This window comes from Neorhizobium phenanthreniclasticum (assembly GCF_040066075.1).
Taxonomy (GTDB): Bacteria; Pseudomonadota; Alphaproteobacteria; order Rhizobiales; family Rhizobiaceae; genus Neorhizobium; species Neorhizobium petrolearium.
The window spans coordinates 13,044-27,946 of record NZ_JBEAAL010000039.1 but is presented as its reverse complement, the minus strand read 5'-3'; the positions used below and the strand labels follow the sequence as shown (position 1 = coordinate 27,946).

17 protein-coding genes and 1 pseudogene are annotated in these 14,903 nt (G+C 57.6%); 11 read left to right on the top strand and 7 right to left on the bottom strand.

The window, feature by feature from the left end:
• Window positions 1-36: 36 nt before the first annotated feature.
• Complete coding sequence (locus ABK249_RS30685; RefSeq protein WP_210058893.1) at window positions 37-1,761, bottom strand: FAD-dependent oxidoreductase; 1,725 nt, start codon at window positions 1,759-1,761, stop codon at window positions 37-39.
• Window positions 1,762-2,037: 276 nt separating this feature from the next.
• Here ABK249_RS30685 and ABK249_RS30680 point away from each other — a divergent pair, with 276 nt between their 5' ends.
• From ABK249_RS30680 to ABK249_RS30665, 4 genes and pseudogenes are all read left to right on the top strand, one after another.
• A complete protein-coding gene (locus tag ABK249_RS30680; RefSeq protein WP_210058894.1) occupies window positions 2,038-2,862 on the top strand; it encodes an IclR family transcriptional regulator in 825 nt (274 codons plus the stop codon).
• Between the two features lie 151 nt (window positions 2,863-3,013).
• Window positions 3,014-3,748, top strand: a pseudogene (locus tag ABK249_RS30675) (DUF4158 domain-containing protein); the annotation flags it as partial.
• 54 nt (window positions 3,749-3,802) lie between these two features.
• On the top strand, window positions 3,803-4,648 hold the full coding sequence (locus ABK249_RS30670) for an aldo/keto reductase (RefSeq protein ID WP_227705958.1): 846 nt from the start codon (window positions 3,803-3,805) through the stop codon (window positions 4,646-4,648).
• A gap of 390 nt (window positions 4,649-5,038) precedes the next feature.
• A complete protein-coding gene (locus tag ABK249_RS30665) occupies window positions 5,039-5,320 on the top strand; it encodes a hypothetical protein (protein WP_227705957.1) in 282 nt (93 codons plus the stop codon).
• Window positions 5,321-5,346: 26 nt separating this feature from the next.
• Here the strand turns inward: ABK249_RS30665 and ABK249_RS30660 are convergent, their stop codons facing one another.
• The 6 genes from ABK249_RS30660 to ABK249_RS30635 all read right to left on the bottom strand — a co-directional run bounded on the left by ABK249_RS30660 (window position 5,347) and on the right by ABK249_RS30635 (window position 8,615).
• Window positions 5,347-5,769 carry a hypothetical protein gene (locus tag ABK249_RS30660; protein WP_227705973.1) on the bottom strand — a complete coding sequence of 141 codons (423 nt, stop codon included), beginning with the start codon at window positions 5,767-5,769 and terminating at the stop codon, window positions 5,347-5,349.
• A gap of 9 nt (window positions 5,770-5,778) precedes the next feature.
• Window positions 5,779-6,189, bottom strand: coding sequence for a hypothetical protein (locus ABK249_RS30655; protein WP_311319489.1), 411 nt, complete (start codon window positions 6,187-6,189; stop codon window positions 5,779-5,781).
• A 178-nt stretch (window positions 6,190-6,367) separates the two neighbouring features.
• Window positions 6,368-6,772, bottom strand: coding sequence for a hypothetical protein (locus tag ABK249_RS30650; RefSeq protein ID WP_227705955.1), 405 nt, complete (start codon window positions 6,770-6,772; stop codon window positions 6,368-6,370).
• Window positions 6,773-7,477 (bottom strand): thermonuclease family protein, encoded by a 705-nt coding sequence (locus ABK249_RS30645; protein ID WP_227705954.1) that lies wholly within the window; start codon window positions 7,475-7,477, stop codon window positions 6,773-6,775.
• Window positions 7,474-8,010 carry a thermonuclease family protein gene (locus tag ABK249_RS30640; RefSeq protein WP_227705953.1) on the bottom strand — a complete coding sequence of 179 codons (537 nt, stop codon included), beginning with the start codon at window positions 8,008-8,010 and terminating at the stop codon, window positions 7,474-7,476. Before ABK249_RS30640 ends, ABK249_RS30645 begins: the two co-directional genes overlap by 4 nt.
• Window positions 8,007-8,615 (bottom strand): hypothetical protein, encoded by a 609-nt coding sequence (locus ABK249_RS30635; RefSeq protein WP_227705952.1) that lies wholly within the window; start codon window positions 8,613-8,615, stop codon window positions 8,007-8,009. Before ABK249_RS30635 ends, ABK249_RS30640 begins: the two co-directional genes overlap by 4 nt.
• Window positions 8,616-8,840: 225 nt before the next feature.
• Between ABK249_RS30635 and ABK249_RS30630 the strand changes: the two genes are divergently transcribed.
• Genes ABK249_RS30630 through ABK249_RS30600 form a run of 7 tightly spaced genes read left to right on the top strand, consistent with a single transcriptional unit; the run spans window position 8,841 to window position 14,899 of the window.
• Window positions 8,841-9,749, top strand: a complete 909-nt coding sequence (locus ABK249_RS30630; RefSeq protein ID WP_280107559.1) for a lytic transglycosylase domain-containing protein — start codon at window positions 8,841-8,843, stop codon at window positions 9,747-9,749.
• A 10-nt stretch (window positions 9,750-9,759) separates the two neighbouring features.
• Window positions 9,760-10,107 (top strand): TrbC/VirB2 family type IV secretion system protein, encoded by a 348-nt coding sequence (locus ABK249_RS30625; RefSeq protein WP_037093745.1) that lies wholly within the window; start codon window positions 9,760-9,762, stop codon window positions 10,105-10,107.
• Window positions 10,107-10,406, top strand: a complete 300-nt coding sequence (locus tag ABK249_RS30620) for a VirB3 family type IV secretion system protein (protein WP_081950740.1) — start codon at window positions 10,107-10,109, stop codon at window positions 10,404-10,406. Before ABK249_RS30625 ends, ABK249_RS30620 begins: the two co-directional genes overlap by 1 nt.
• Before the next feature lie 3 nt (window positions 10,407-10,409).
• Entirely contained in the window at window positions 10,410-12,869 is a 2,460-nt protein-coding gene (locus ABK249_RS30615; RefSeq protein WP_227705950.1) for a VirB4 family type IV secretion/conjugal transfer ATPase, read from the top strand.
• Window positions 12,866-13,957, top strand: coding sequence for a lytic transglycosylase domain-containing protein (locus ABK249_RS30610; protein WP_227705972.1), 1,092 nt, complete (start codon window positions 12,866-12,868; stop codon window positions 13,955-13,957). Before ABK249_RS30615 ends, ABK249_RS30610 begins: the two co-directional genes overlap by 4 nt.
• 14 nt (window positions 13,958-13,971) lie before the next feature.
• Window positions 13,972-14,670, top strand: coding sequence for a type IV secretion system protein (locus ABK249_RS30605; RefSeq protein ID WP_107341898.1), 699 nt, complete (start codon window positions 13,972-13,974; stop codon window positions 14,668-14,670).
• Window positions 14,663-14,899 (top strand): hypothetical protein, encoded by a 237-nt coding sequence (locus ABK249_RS30600; protein WP_142523761.1) that lies wholly within the window; start codon window positions 14,663-14,665, stop codon window positions 14,897-14,899. The genes ABK249_RS30605 and ABK249_RS30600 overlap by 8 nt, the downstream gene beginning before the upstream one ends.
• Window positions 14,900-14,903: the final 4 nt, after the last annotated feature.

The window sequence follows — 14,903 nt, the reverse complement described above, 5'->3', positions numbered from 1 at the left end:
GGTAGTTCCTCCCGTCAACGTAGATTTCGTAAGAGTTTAGTGGTGCTCGCGCGCTGCGTGCATTCCGGCGATGTACCCAAAGGTCATGCCCGGTCCGAGGGTGATGCCGCCCCCCGAATAGTTCCCGCCAAGGACGCTCGCCATGTCGTTGCCGACGGCGTAGAGACCCTGGATCGATTTGCCGTCCTCGCCGATGACGCGGGAATGCTCATCTGTTCGCAGACCGGCAAAGGTGCCGATACTTCCCGGCACGACGCGGACCGCATAGAAAGGGCCCTTCGCTATCGGGGCGAGACACGGGTTTGGCTTGACTTCCGGGTCGCCATGGAAGCGGTTGTATGCGGTGCTGCCGCGGCCGTATTCCGTGTCCACACCGGTAGGAACATCGTTGTTGAAGCGCTGGACAGTCGCCTCGAACGCCGCAGCGTCCATCCCAATGTTCTGCGCGAGTTCCGCCAGAGTGTTGCCGGAGATAAGATAGCCGGATTTGATGGAGGGAGCGAGCGGCAAGGGTGCCGGCTTAACATGGCCGAGACCGTACTTCCTGATGGTGCGATGATCGCAGATCAGGAAGGCTTCGGCCGGCTGACCGTGCTCCGTCATACGTTCCATGCCCTGGACGAAATCATGATAGCTGTTGGCTTCATTGACAAAGCGTCTCCCGGAACGGGCAACGGCAATCACCCCGGGCTTTCCGCGATCGATGAAGTGCGGAAATGGCCCCTTCGTTCCGTCTGCCCTCGGCACAAGGCTGGTCGGCGCCCAGGCGCCCGCATTGGGATAATCCATCAGCGTCTGCGCGCCGATCTGCTCGGCCAGCAGAAGGCCATCGCCAGTATTGCCGGGGCTGGCGGCGGACACATGTTCGCCCTCGCTCGCGACGTGATTGTAGAGCGATTTCCGCCGAGCCACGTCCTGGGCAAATCCGCCGCAGGCCAGGACCACGCCGCGTTTCGCGATGATCCGGCGCAGTCCTTTTGGCGTGAGTACGTCGGCCCCGATCACATTGCCATCGTCGTCACGCAACAAGGCCTTCACCGGGCTGTCGAGCCAGACAGGAACGTCGAGATCCTTTGCGCTCCGATAAAGGCGCGCCGCCAATGCGTTGCCGTTGGTCAGCAGCATCGAGCGTCCTTTCAGGACCTTGTCGACACCGAATTTTGCTATGCGTTTTGACACATAGGCGAAGGACTCCAGGCGCTTCGTGGCGCGATAGAAATGCCAGAGTTCCTTGCCGGATCCGATCGCCAACCCGTAGAGGGTAAGTTCGGAGCGCGGAGGACGAAGCTTGGGGAGGTCTTCACCGAGAATAGCGGCGTTGACCGGGACTGCCAGGATCGATCGCCCCCCTGGCATGCCGCCTGGCGCGTCCGGATGATAGTCGGAAAAGGCAGGTGATGCTTCGAACCGAACGTGGGTGTTCTCGTGCATGAAGTTGACCATCGCCGGCCCAGCGTCGAGAAATGCCTCTGTACGGGCCGCATCGTAGTGGTTGCTCGCCTCATGGCGGATGTAGTCCCGGGCAGCTTCCTTGCTGTCCTGTATCCCGGCCTCTTTACTGACCGGATTGTTTGGCACCCAGAGATAGCCTCCCGAGAAAGCCGTGGTGCCGCCAAACACAGGCTCTTTTTCCGCGACAATCACATTCAAGCCCTGCTTGGCTGCGACTATTGCCGCCGTCAGTCCGCTTGCGCCTGAACCTGCGACGAGCAAGTCGCAATGGACTTCCTCCACCGCGCTTTCCGATGAAATGGCGTTCATTGGTGTTTCCTCGATGTTTTTGAATGCTAGTCCACGCGCTACTGGCGCCTGCGCAGCAACGGGGCCGTCCTTGAGACGGGTCTCCCTACCGCTCAGGCAAGCCGACCTTTCAGGCCAAACTCAAATCCGTTCATTGGGACTCTCCTCACGCACCATCCTCAGTGCAAAACATTATACAATGTGTAATTTCTGTTATTATACGTAATGCTGTCTTTCAATTTGCGCCTTGTCAACAAATTTGTATAATGCTCATCATAAACAATAAGGAGGGCCCGAGTGCTGCTTGAAAACACAAGGAAAATTTCGCCGGAGGACACATCGGAGCGGCCGGCCCAACTCGGAATCCAGTCGGTTGAAATAGCGGGAACGATACTCGACGTGCTGATCCGCGCCGAGGGACCTATGAAGCTGGCCGAACTTGCGGCGAGCCTGAAAATGCCGTCGGCCAAGGTTCATCGCTATCTGGTGAGTCTGATCCGTACCGGGCTTGTGAAGCAGCTCAAGGATTCGTCGAAATACGACCTGGGGCCCGTCGCATTCCAACTGGGAATAAAGGGCTTCGCGCGATTTGAACCGCTGCAGCTCGCTGAAACGATCCTGACCGAACTTGTCGAACAGGTGGGCGAGACCTCTGCCTTGGCCGTATGGACAGACAAGGGTCCCACGATGGTCCGGGTCATGGAAGCGCGCCATGACTTTGCGACATCCGTCGCTCCGACTCACCACTGCCCTATGACGTTCTCTGCCACCGGCCTGGTTTTCAGCAGCTTTGACGACCCCGGCCGGACCGAAGGACCAATCGAGCGTGAGCTGGAACAGAATCGCGCAAGCGGAAGGGTCAACGCGCCCAAGGAACGCGCGGCGTTGGCAGAGTTGATACGCGAAACCCGTAGCCGGGGCTTCGCCTGCATCGCCGACGGCGGTGGAGACGGATTCGGCGCTGTCAGCGTCCCAATATTCGACCCGACGGGCCGGTTGTTGATGGCATTGACAGTCTTCGGGCGCACGAGGCGCGTTGACAGCGGGCCCGATAGCGCACTTGCGCGCATTGTCGTGGCGTCCGGGAAACGACTTTCTGAGGCCTTCGGCTTCCGCTATTGAGCGCCGTCAGCGCTCTTGAAAGCCTGATCGGCCCAGTCGGCCCGAAGCTGCGATTTTGGCCAACTCGAAGAACGTTGTGGAAACATGCTTGTGGGATTGAGCTGAGAAGCGCTCGCTCATGACATTGCGCTCCAATTTGAGGAGCGTAGTGATGAGTACGGGTATTTCTAGTTCGGATTTTGTCGAACCAATGGAGCCTGAGCTTCGCCGACATTGATTTCATCAATTCCAAACCGGCCGCTACGAGGCTCGGCCTGGCCGCGCAGTTAAAGTTTTTCAGCGCCCGCGGTTTCTTCGCTGAGGATGGCATATTGGTCCCGCACGATGGTGCCGAATACCTGGCCGAGCAGATCGGCGTCCCAGCCGACGAACTGACCGGTTATGATTTTGGCGGGAGAACAGCCCGTCGGCATTGCGCCGAGATTTTGCAGTATCTTGGCTTTCGCCGCATGACGCGAGGAGACCGGGAAGCGCTTTCTCGCTGGATCATCGGCGAGCGTTGCCCTTCCGGACAATCCGTCAGCGCCATGCTTGAGGCGGTGTTTCTTTGGTGCCGGGATCGCAATATCTATGGTCCGTCTGCCAAGGAGCTTGAACGGCTTGTTCGCTCGCAACGGCAACAATATCTGGACGGCTGGCTTCATGAGGTGAGCGCCGCGCTTCCGCCTGAGACTGTAGTGGCGATGGAAGCTCTCTCGCTGACGCGGAAGGGCCGACGGGCTTCAATGCGATGAAGGCCGATGCAGGGCGAGCAACCCTTTATAACATTCTGGCGGTGACCGCCCGGCTGACGTTTATCCGGAAGCTGAACCTCCCACGGAATATGTTTTCAAACATCAACCCGGCGTGGATCGAGCATGTTGCCCGCAGGGTTTCCGGCGAAAAGGGGCCCCGTGGCTCAGGCATCCCCTCATTTCTGAGATGACGTAGGGCGGGAAAGATGATTCTGCATTTCCGTGTCGGGAGTGCCGAACTGGTGCGAAACAATAGCTTCCTGCCCAAAGTTGGCCTCGGAACGTGGGGCATGCGCGACGAGCTTTGCGTCATCGCCGTGCGCAATGCCTTAGAGATGGGATATCGCTTTGTGGACACAGCGTCGTTCTATGGGAACGAGCGCGAGGTGGGCAAAGGCATCAGCCAAAGCGGCGTTTGCAGAGATGAAATCACAATCTCTACTAAGATTTGGCACACCGATTTCGCACCTGAGGCCATGAAGCTTTCAGTGGAGACGAGCCTTGAAAAGCTGCAAGTTGACTACATTGACCTGCTGCTGCTGCACTGGCCGCCCAGAGACCTTCAACTCGCCCCGCCGCTTAATACGCTTGCGAGCTTTGTTGATGCGGGATTAGCCAAAACAATAGGTGTCTCGAATTTTCCTCAGCCACTGTTGGAGACCGCTGTCGAGGTGACCTCTGTGCCTTTGGCATGTAACCAGGTCGAGATGCATATCGGCCTGCGCGACGAGTCTCTTCTCAAGGTGATGCGGGACAAAGGAATAGCGCTGGTTGCGCACTGCCCGTTGGCCCGTGGCGTTTACAGTGAACATCCAGCTTTACGAGCCGTCGCAGCGAAACACAAATGCTCTTGGCAGCAGGTGGCATTGGCTTGGCTCGTTATGCAGGACAACGTTCATGCCATACCGGGCGCGGACATTCCGGCACACCAGTGGGAAAACTTGCTCTCAACGACATTGATGCTCGATGAGGAAGATCGAGTTGCACTTGAAGCAGTTCAAGATGGTCGGCGGGTTTCCACAAGCCCGTATCCCGTGCCGGGAATGTATTAAGGCGAAAACTGGATAGGAGGCTATACGCCGACGGCCAACCGGCGCTGACGCCTCCGCAAATTACTTCGCTAAACCTGTTTAAGTTGTGGAGCCATTTGCTCTTCGTCTGAAAAATTTCAACTCGCTTCTAGGGGAGAAAGGCGCTCTGCCCTCTCTCCCCCACAAGCACTAAACCGGTCTCCCCATGCTTCGGCCTGTGGCCTGCAGCACCGGCCGCATTTCCATGAAATCCGTCTCGGCCCTCCGGGTGGGTGATCCCCCTCCGGTTTAGCGCTTGTCCCCCTCTCTCCAGCTGTTCCGCACGAGCTCGGGAGCAGGAGCGGGGCTCCTGCCCTCCCTTCGATTTCGGGAGGTCAAGGAGTGATCGCTTGCGCTTGTGGAGAGGGAAAAATGACAGAAAAGCTTGAGCTGCAACCCAACGAGCCTTTGTCCGTGAAGGTCGAACGTCACCGGGCCGTGTACCTGACGGCCGTCAACGGCGAGGGCGGCGCTGACATGGATCAAGAAGCGAGGGCACGTATGGAAATCATCAGGCACGCGCCGTCAGATCAGGATGAGAGAGATAAGAAGCTGCTTTACGTAGCAGGGTATCTAATTGCCTCCAAGGGGAGCCTGAACCCTGAGGAAATCGAGCTTCTTCTGTCAGGCTCCATCTCACTGCCGGGGCACTGATGAGCAACAGGCATCTGGCCCTGAAATCAGTAGTTGGTGGCTACCCATTCGCCGGATGCAGACTTGGCAAATCCAATGACGCGATCGAGAGGAGCTGCGTTCGGATTCCTCTTGATTGCCGCAACGCATGATACGCCTGGACCGCTGGCGTTCTCGTCACACTCTCCTAAGGCAAGGGTCACAACGGCTTCACCGCGGCCGGTCCTCAGAGGGTTGCGGGCATAAGCCTTGCGGTATGCGGCTAGGGCCTCCTCTTCTGTCGGTATCTCAAGCACAGGAGCCGGAGGTTCGGGAATTAGGGAGGGATTGGCTGCGATAAGGGCAGCGATCTCCGCATCAGTGGGGGCCCGAACAACCGGCTCTGGCTCCGGCATGATGAGATAAGTACCTCCTGCACCGGCGAGAATGCCGATACCGGCTGCTGCTACGATGAGAATGTTGCTGTTCATGTCATCCACTCAGTCATTCAGGTTGAACCAAGCACGCTGCTTGACGCCCTTATCGTTCGGAATGTCGAAATAATAAGGGTCCGCGCGGCGAGGGCGGGGCTGAGTGATCTGCACCATGCAGCCATTGTCTCGGTTGAAGACATCATTGTCGTTGTTCTGGTTGATCTGCCGGATCGTGACACCCTTGCGCTCGTTTTCTCGGGCGTCACCAAATTGGGTACGGAAGGCGGCACGGTTGCTGCACTGGTTGACGGTCTTCGTGCACTGATCCTTGTCGTCTCGGCCCAAGAACGACCGATCCCCATCGGTGCGGGAGGAAACGGCGGTCATGCCGGCAGGGCATTCCTCGTAAGGTTCATAGCCCGGTTTTCCGGCTTTTGCTTCATGGCAGATCGGCCAGGAGAAGCCGGGCTTCGCCATAGCTGATATGAGCCTTTTCATCGGGGGAACGCAGTAGGGGACGCCATGCCATGACGGGCTTTGTGAGGCTGCGCACAAGAGGATCTGGCAACCCCATGAGGCATCCTCGGCCTTGGCAGATGCTGGAGAGATGGCAAGAGCCGCGAGACCGGCTGCGGCAAAAAACACTGGTTTCATATCAGGTGTCCCTCTTGATTAATGCTGCTGAAATTGCCGGCTCGGAAAGAAATCTTTCGAGCGGAGTCCTGTGCTGGATGCGTTCGCCTGCAGCGTAGATGACGGCCGAGATCAGTGCGAAGCACGCAAACCAGGAAATGCCGATGCGATAGAGCAATGGCTGATTGGGAATGTCCCGAGAAACCGCGGCGAAGGCGAAGAGCCCGACCAGGTAGCTGTCGAAGGACAAGTGACGCTTGTCGTGGAAAGCCAGCGACAGGATGAGAAGGAAGGCCGCTAGTAGCGCGTGGATCCACCAGAGTCTCTGCGCCGGGATTATGAGGGCGATCGAGAGGGAGATGGCAAGCAGCAAACCAGCCAAGGGATCCGTTGCGAGAGAGGTCGCAATATGTGCGAGGTCTGGCAACTATCGGTCTGTCCTCTTCGGCTTGTTTCGCGCATCAGCAAAAGGAGGAGAGATCTCGCTTTTCCTCTCGGCCAATAGATTGAAGTCGGCGATCGGATGCCGATCTAGCGTCTTGTCGACAGCTTTGCGGCGCCATTCGTTCATGTCCAACACGTAGGTTCCCCACATCCCATACCGGGCGGCCATCGCGTTGGTCTGATAAGCGTAATATTGGGCGTTGATGTAAGGGGAATCGAGACGAGCCCAACCGACGCGCAGCATTTCGGCGGCGAGATCCACACCGTTAGTCGTGCATTGTGCGACGGGTATCCCATCGTTCGCGTAGGCCAGACCGACGCAAGTCGTGGGTCTGTTTCCGACAGTCCTTTTCAGCCAGGCCTTGGCGAAGGGACCGCATGGAACGGGGCTAGGAGCCTGTTGCTTCTCCCGGTTGGTCCACTTTGGGTTCAAAGCCCATTGAGGAAGCTCACAGGTGTCGATGCCAGCCAACCTCACTTTATAGCCATTGCCAAGCGTGCCGAACCATAGCGTGCGGCCGTCGAGAACGGTTACCGGGCCTTTGAACGTCGGCAACCGAACAGCAGCAGCAACTGGAGGCGCAGCCTGACCGCGTAGGGCGTGCCAGTTCTGATAGATCGGATCGGCGGCAAACGCTGGCTGGGCTAAAGAGCTTGCGGCGATAAAAAGGATAAGGCGGTTTATCATGGCTGGGCGCTCCTCGATCGCTGGTTCGCCTCACGACTAAGCAGGATGGAAGGATGCTGAACGTCGGAGAATTGCCAAAGGCCGGCCTTCTTTTGCTGAGCAAGCTGCTCGGCTATGGCGTAGGGGGCATGATAAGGGAGACCATCGGTCTTCAAGGCGGCGAATGCATAGCCGCTTGTCACCATGATCTGCGCGAGGTCGAGCCTTTGACTGCCAACCGTGGCGTAACAAACGACATATGAGATGCCATTAAGCTTCGCCACGGGGGCACAGATCGGTTTGGTGTCCTTGATGTAGGCAGCCAACATCGCAAGCGATGCCTCACCGCAGTCCTTCTTATTGCCCTGACCATCCGTGTAGGCAGTGCCGCGTAAGCAGGACTGGATGCCATAGAGACGAAACCGCTCTCCGTTCGAGATCCAGGTGTCCCCCGTTTCCAAGGTAACGCCGGGAGCAAGATCGAAGTACCCTTCAGGTGCGGCATTGGCGGCAAAGGGCAGTAGAGTCGCGACGAGTGCAGCAGCAAGCTTCATTGCGCCTTCACCCGAGGATCTGCCCACATACCGTAGGAACCCTTCTGGCCGATTTCCTGAGCTTCCGTGAGATCAGGACGTTCGAATGAACCATCGGCTTTCTTAGTCAGGCGAACCGCTCCCAACGACAGAAGCTGCTCCTCAAGATTATCAACCGTGTCCATTGCTCCAGGATAGTTATAGTAGCCGTAGCAAGTGACATCCTGAACGGGGGCAGTCTGCTCGCTGATGAAGGCCCTGCAGAACAGAACCTTGGGGCTTTGCAGCATCGTTTGCAGCTGCTGCGTACCAAACTCCTCGCAAGTCCCGGAATAGTCCTCCGCGCGATTGACCAGATCGCCGTTGCAGGGCTGAACGCCATACAGATGCAACGTTGTCGATTCATCGACGCGAAACTCAGTCGCCGAGATAGCCTTGAAGCCATTGGCCGTGGCGTAACCTTTGCGATCAGCGACTTTACCGGTCCCGTCGTAATACTCGACGACAAGAACAGTTTTGCCCGGCGCCGCCAGCGATCTGATGTAGTCCTTGTTCACCGCAGGAGCGGCAAGCGCTTGTGTTGCCATTGCGCAACTTAGAAGCGCGGGAATGATGGCCTGTTTCATAATCTAGCCCTAACCATCCGTAGTGCGATTGTTGACCCTGCAAAATAGGGTTTAACACCGATCAGAAAACTTGTAAGAGTGCATCAAATCGGTATCATGTGTGCATTAACTCTAGTCGGTTTTCGTGGCGATCACAACACCGTTTGACGGGCGGGTGCGATGGATAAAAACACTGTCTATGCAGGGTATCTAGGCCCGCGAACCCTGACTAGCGCAGCATTATCCATGCTGCTCGCGGCCAATACTGCTGCGTCACAAGACCTAGCCACAACAGGCCGTATTTCCAGCAGTTACAACGGTTATGTGACAATCAACGAGGAATCTCTTGTCACGAACTTCGAAGATCGCTGGAGCGGTGTCGAGACATCAGAGAAGGAATTCGTCCTTGGTGCAAACGGTGTTGTCACGAAGGGCGGAGCCGAAGTTTTGGGCGCAACGGCGTCGAACGACGCGGGCGCCAAAGGGCATCAAATTGATGCGGCTGTCAGCGCGTATTTTGATGTCTCAGAGCGCGCCACGGGCCGCATTGAGCCTGTCCAAACTCCTACTCTAGATACTACATCTAGTGATACCCCCGAAAATCTAGGGGCAGGAACTCCCGTTGAAGAGTGCGGGCCGTCGCCCCTGTCACCTGAGGAGATTAGAGCGCTGGTTGCATCCACTGCGCGCCGATACAGCGTCGATGAGGGCTTCGCGGTTGCGATTGCTTGGGCCGAAAGCCGATTCGATGAGATCCGCAATTCACCGAAAGGCGCACGCGGACCGATGCAGCTTATCCCCGAAACGGCGGCTCGCTTCGGTGTTCAGGACATTTGCGATCCTGCTCAAAACATCGAGGGCGGGATGAAGTACCTCCGCTTCCTGCTCGATGAGTTTCAGAACCCGCTTCTGGTCGCAGCCGCTTACAACAGCGGGGAGGGGCGCATCTACGAATATGGCGGCGTTCCGCCATTCCAAGAAACCGTCGGCTATGTCGCAAAGGTCGTGAATTTCCAGCTCGGCCTACCGATGCCAACCGGCAAACGGAAGGCGAACGGGATCGTCCGAGACATGGCGGCAAAGAACACCAGCGATGCCGGAGTCATCGCTGTGGAGAAGACCGGCAAGTTCGTCGGCGGCGTGATGCATTTTTAAGGAGAGAACTATGAAGAACGTCGTTTCCCGGCATTCCGGGGCATTGAAGGCAGTAGCCGTCATTGGCTTGGTGGCAGCCCTGCAGGTTGCAGGCGCTGATCAAGCGCTTGCACAGGCTGGCGGTGGCGGCGGCGGTGCATTCGCCCCCCTTCAGACAGCCGTACAGATGATCGTTGACTTCATCACCGGCCCCTTCGGACGTCTGATGGCAATCATCGCCGTGATTGGCCTCGGCTTCCTTGCCTTTGCCGGCAGGCTTTCGTGGTTCACGGCCGGAGCCGTCGTCATTGGCATCGGTCTCGTGTTCGGCGCCCCTGCCATCGTTGACCAGATGATTTCGTCGGTAGGCGGCGGCTGATGAGCGATTTTCAGGACGAGAAGCCAGCTTTGACGCCGTTGGTGATCGGCTTGACCCGGTCTCCGACGCTATGGGGCGTGCCCTACATGGCGGTCGTCCTGATCATCGGCGTGACAATCATTGGGTGGCTGGTGACGAACCATCTGGCGGCACTGCTGATCGCGCCAGCCGCCTACCTTGTCCTTTTCTCGCTTTGTGCCTGGGACAGCAAGATTCTCGACGTCCTGCAGGTCACGTCCCGCAAGACGCCAAGGACCCCCAACAAGCGCTTTTGGGGCACCAACTCATACGGACCATAGTAGATGCTGAAAGTCGTCAAGGAAGAGCTTGGGTTTGGGAAGGTCGCCGGCAACGAGCGGCCTATGTCCGTTCACATCCCCTATATGCGGCATGTGTCTGACACGGTCATCGGGCTCGAGAATGGAACCCTGATCAGCGTCATCAAGCTTGATGGCCTGTTCTTCCAGACGGAGGACCAGGCCGAATTGAACATGCGTTCTGTTGTGCAGAACACCATGATCCGAGCACTAGGTTCGAGCCGCTATTCTCTTTGGTCGACTGTAATCCGTCGTGAGGTCGAGACCGAAATCGGCGGTTCGTTCGATTCCTCCTTCTGCGAGATCCTGAACGATCGCTATATGGACCAACTTCGCAAGAAGCGGATGTTCACGAACGAAATTTACCTGACGATCGTGCGTTCGGGCATGAAAGGGGCGCTTGGCCTCGGCGACTCGCTGAAGCGGATCTTTGAACGCTCGAACAAGGAGGCCAGGGCCCAAGCGACCCGTGAAGACGTGACCGACCTCGAAGAGCTGGTTGGGAACATCGTGAAAGAGTTGCACAAGTACGGCGCAAAGCCGCTTGGCATCACGTATCGCAAGAAATCAGACGATACCGCGAAAAAGGACATCGATGGAGAAGACGCTAAGGGCGATCCGTATTCGGAGCCCTGCGAGTTCTTCAACACGATCCTGACCTGCGGTGTGCCGCGAAAGATGCGGCTTCCGCGCATGGGAATTCGCAACTACGTCGGCACTTCACGGCTTCACTTTTCAAAGCGGACGATGCAGGCACAAGCGGCGGTGGAAGAAGATAGCCGCTATGCCGCTCTACTCTCAATCAAAGAATATCCTCCATTCACTGGTCCCGGCATGTTGGATGGGTTGCTGCAGGTGAACCACGAGTTCATCCTGACGCAGTCCTTCACCCTTGCAGACAAACCGATCGCACAAGAGCGGATCAGCCGCCTTCAACGCCAAATCAAGGCCTCCGACGAAGCGGGTAGTTCGGTCGAATCCGACATCGACTATGCTTTGAACAGCCTCCTCAATCAGGAGGCTGTATTCGGCTTCCATCATTTTTCGCTTCTGTGCATTTCGCGGGACCTCGAGGGATTAAGCCGTTGCGTGTCGGAACTTGGCGCTTGCCTCACCGACATGAACATCAACTGGCTCCGGGAAGACCTCAATCTTGAGGCGGCGTTCTGGGCGCAGCTGCCTGGAAACCGCTCCTACATCTCCCGCATCGCCATGCTGTCGAGCGCCAACTTCTCCGGCCTTTCCTCGATGCATAATTTCGCGACTGGACAAGCGGATCGCACCCATTGGGGCCTGCCGATCACCATTCTGGAAACGACCTCACAAACCCCCTACTGGTTCAACTTCCACCGCCGGGATATCGGGCACTTCACGGTGACTGGTCCGACAGGATCCGGCAAGACCGTAGGTTTGACCTTCCTGCTGGCTCAGGCGATGCGGGTTTCACCCACGCCTCGCGCCGTGTTCTTCGACAAGGACCGGGGGGCTGAGATCTTCGTCAGGGCGATCGGCGGAGCCTACGAAGTTTTGTCTCCGGGAACGCCCACGGGCTTTAACCCGCTGCAACTGGAAAACACCGGCGAGAACCGGGAATTTCTGGTCCGTCTGCTCAAGGCCATGCTGCGCGGCGATCGTCGCACCGACTTCACGCAAGAGGACGAGGACACGCTGGAAAAGGCAATCGTCCGGATCATGCAGGAGCCGGCAGCTCAGCGGAACCTCCCGAATCTTGCCGGCCTCTTGATGGGGCGGTCCAAGGCCGATGCCAACGATCTGTACTCGCGGCTTCGCCCTTGGATCGAAGGCGAAAAAGCCTGGCTGTTCAACGCGCCCCATGACGTCCTTTCCTTCTCGGGTCACAGCGTCTTTGGCTTTGATATGACCAACATCCTCGGAAACGAGGAGCTAAGAACCCCTGCGCTGATGTATCTTTACCATCGGCTGGACGAGCTGCTGGACGGTAACCCCGTCATGTTCTTCATGGATGAAGGCTGGCAGCTACTGATGGATGACACTTTCAGCGCCTTCATCGTCGACAAGATGAAGACGATCCGAAAGCTCAACGGCATCGTGGGCTTTGGTACGCAGTCGGCTGCTGACATTACCAAATCCAAAGCGTCGCACACGCTCATTGAGCAATCGGCGACCAACATCCACTTCCCGAACCCACGGGCTGACGAAGAGAGCTACATCAAGCGCTTCGGCCTGACGGTGAAGGAGTTCAAGTTCATCAAGAACACGCCTCCTGAAAAGAGAACCTTCCTGATTAAGCATGGCAACGACTCTGTCATTGCGCGTCTCGATCTGTCGACAATGCCGGATCTCGTGAAGGTGCTTTCAGGACGCAAGGAGACGATCGAGGAGTGCGCGGCACTTCGCGAGCAGTACGGAGACGAACCCGAAAACTGGTTGGCGAAATTCTGCGGATGGGAGAAGGCCGAATGAGGAACAGTCGGACTCTAACGCTGCTGGTTGCAGCCTTGGCTTGTGGAACAGCGCCCCCCGCCTCCTCGCAGGTTCCTGTTACGGATGGCGCCCTCACTTCAACAGATGCGGTGCGCAATGAAACGACGAAGCAGATCGAAGAAACAGACAGTCGCCGGCACTCCGTGAGCAAGAGCGTCACCTGCTCGATGTACCGGCCGGGGCGCGGAGGTGACGCCCCCTCGGCAGCACAAGCCAATCCGGAGATTGTCGGGCTCGTGAAGCGAGTGGCGCGTGAGGAAGGGGTAGACGAAACCCTCTTCATGTCTCTCGTCTACCAGGAGAGCCGGTTCAATCCCTGCGCAAAGTCGCCTGTCGGCGCCATGGGCTTGTCGCAGCTGATGCCGGGCACAGCCAAGGATCTTGGCGTGAACCCTCACGATATCGAGGATAACCTCCGCGGCGGCGCACGCTACCTGAAGCAGCAGCTCCGTACCTTCAACGGCAATACCAACCTCGCCCTAGCGGCATACAACGCGGGGCCAGGCAACGTTCGAAAGTATGGCGGCATCCCTCCGTTCAAGGAGACGCAGGGGTATGTAGCCGCGATCAAAGGCAAGTGGATGCCTCAGTTCGGAGGCTCCGATGTGTCGAACATCCCCGAAAACTTCGGCGGAGGCACGTCGGGCTTTTCAGGTGCGCGTGACGCAACGATCAACTCAATGGCAACCAGCCAATCGATTTCCGAAAACAGCGGGAACGTCGCGTCATGGCTTCAGCAACTCGGCCAGATGGAAAGCGGCACGATCCAAGACAGCTGGGACCATAATTCCGGAGCACGCAATGCGAACCTCGAGATGATGAACCAGGTCATCCGCCTCGGAACAACGATGGCGGAGCTTATGAATTCTCAAAATGCACTCGATCTAGGCGGGCTCTCGGGGTCTTCGCGGTCCAGCGACTACAAGCGAGACGAGAAAGAAGACGATCGCGAGGTAGCTGACCTCTGCGACAAGGAACTGCAGCTTGAGTGGAATCCGGAGGAACAGGCCTGCGTTCGAAAACTCGAACCAGAGGCTGACATGAAGCTGATGTTGAGCACCGAATGACAAGGAGAACGGCCATGAAAAGAGCATTCCTGACTGCGTTTTCGCTAGCGATGGCGTCTACCGCGCATGCACAGGTTCCCGTGATCGACAGCGCCAACCTGAAGATTGCAACGGAAACCTCTCAGACGACCGATCAGATCCTGGATACGAACAAGGAGGTTCTGAAGACGGTAGAAGAGACGCTTAAAGCCGTCACGGGGGATCGCGGGAGCGTTTCAAATCCCATGCAGAACCTCGCCGTTGGTCAAGGGTTCAGCGTTTCTCAGATGCCGTCACTCGATAGCCTGATGCAGGGCGGAGTCCCGAACTTCGGCAGCATGGGCGGTGACATCGGGCAGATTGCCACCACCTTCATCAACGGTCTTCAGCTAGTAAAGAACTTGTCTGGCAAGGCGGACAGCACGTTCTCCGGCGACAAGTCCTACGAAGAGATGATGAAGACCGTCCTTGGAGTTGCTGCCCTAGTCACCGGCTCGCAACAGGCCGTTCAGTCCCGAACACAGGCATTCCAGCAGGCAGGTCAGCAGATCGGCCAGGCCCAAGACATCAAGGGGTCCATCGATCAGAACACGCAGCTGCAGGTTCAAACCGGCCTGACGATCAACGAAATGATCGGCGTGATGAATGGGGCGGTCGGCTCCCTGCAGGCTCAAAACCAGCGCCGCCTTGTCGACATCTCCAATACCAAGAAGGCGCTGACCTACGGTGACTAAGACATTTCGAGTGAATGGTTTTGTGCTCCTCTCCGTTCTGGTTGCTGCCGGCGTAACTGGCTGCGCCGGTGCTCCGAAAGAGAAGACTGCACCATGCAAGAGGCCGGCAAACCTCACATCCTACGCCGAGGATCCGCGACAGGAATGTGGCCCAATGACCAGCGTGAATGGCAACCCATCGGAAGCGCTGGCGGCGATCGACGCTTTCGCTGCAAGCGGAGAGCAGTGACCCC

Coding starts and splice junctions, on each gene's coding strand:
- ABK249_RS30685 (WP_210058893.1), bottom strand. CDS start 1,761: ATGAACGCCATTTCATCGGAAAGCGCGGTGGAGGAAGTCCATTGCGAC.
- ABK249_RS30670 (WP_227705958.1), top strand. CDS start 3,803: ATGATTCTGCATTTCCGTGTCGGGAGTGCCGAACTGGTGCGAAACAAT.
- ABK249_RS30665 (WP_227705957.1), top strand. CDS start 5,039: ATGACAGAAAAGCTTGAGCTGCAACCCAACGAGCCTTTGTCCGTGAAG.
- ABK249_RS30660 (WP_227705973.1), bottom strand. CDS start 5,769: ATGAACAGCAACATTCTCATCGTAGCAGCAGCCGGTATCGGCATTCTC.
- ABK249_RS30655 (WP_311319489.1), bottom strand. CDS start 6,189: ATGGCGAAGCCCGGCTTCTCCTGGCCGATCTGCCATGAAGCAAAAGCC.
- ABK249_RS30645 (WP_227705954.1), bottom strand. CDS start 7,477: ATGATAAACCGCCTTATCCTTTTTATCGCCGCAAGCTCTTTAGCCCAG.
- ABK249_RS30640 (WP_227705953.1), bottom strand. CDS start 8,010: ATGAAGCTTGCTGCTGCACTCGTCGCGACTCTACTGCCCTTTGCCGCC.
- ABK249_RS30635 (WP_227705952.1), bottom strand. CDS start 8,615: ATGAAACAGGCCATCATTCCCGCGCTTCTAAGTTGCGCAATGGCAACA.
- ABK249_RS30630 (WP_280107559.1), top strand. CDS start 8,841: ATGCTGCTCGCGGCCAATACTGCTGCGTCACAAGACCTAGCCACAACA.
- ABK249_RS30625 (WP_037093745.1), top strand. CDS start 9,760: ATGAAGAACGTCGTTTCCCGGCATTCCGGGGCATTGAAGGCAGTAGCC.
- ABK249_RS30620 (WP_081950740.1), top strand. CDS start 10,107: ATGAGCGATTTTCAGGACGAGAAGCCAGCTTTGACGCCGTTGGTGATC.
- ABK249_RS30615 (WP_227705950.1), top strand. CDS start 10,410: ATGCTGAAAGTCGTCAAGGAAGAGCTTGGGTTTGGGAAGGTCGCCGGC.
- ABK249_RS30610 (WP_227705972.1), top strand. CDS start 12,866: ATGAGGAACAGTCGGACTCTAACGCTGCTGGTTGCAGCCTTGGCTTGT.
- ABK249_RS30605 (WP_107341898.1), top strand. CDS start 13,972: ATGAAAAGAGCATTCCTGACTGCGTTTTCGCTAGCGATGGCGTCTACC.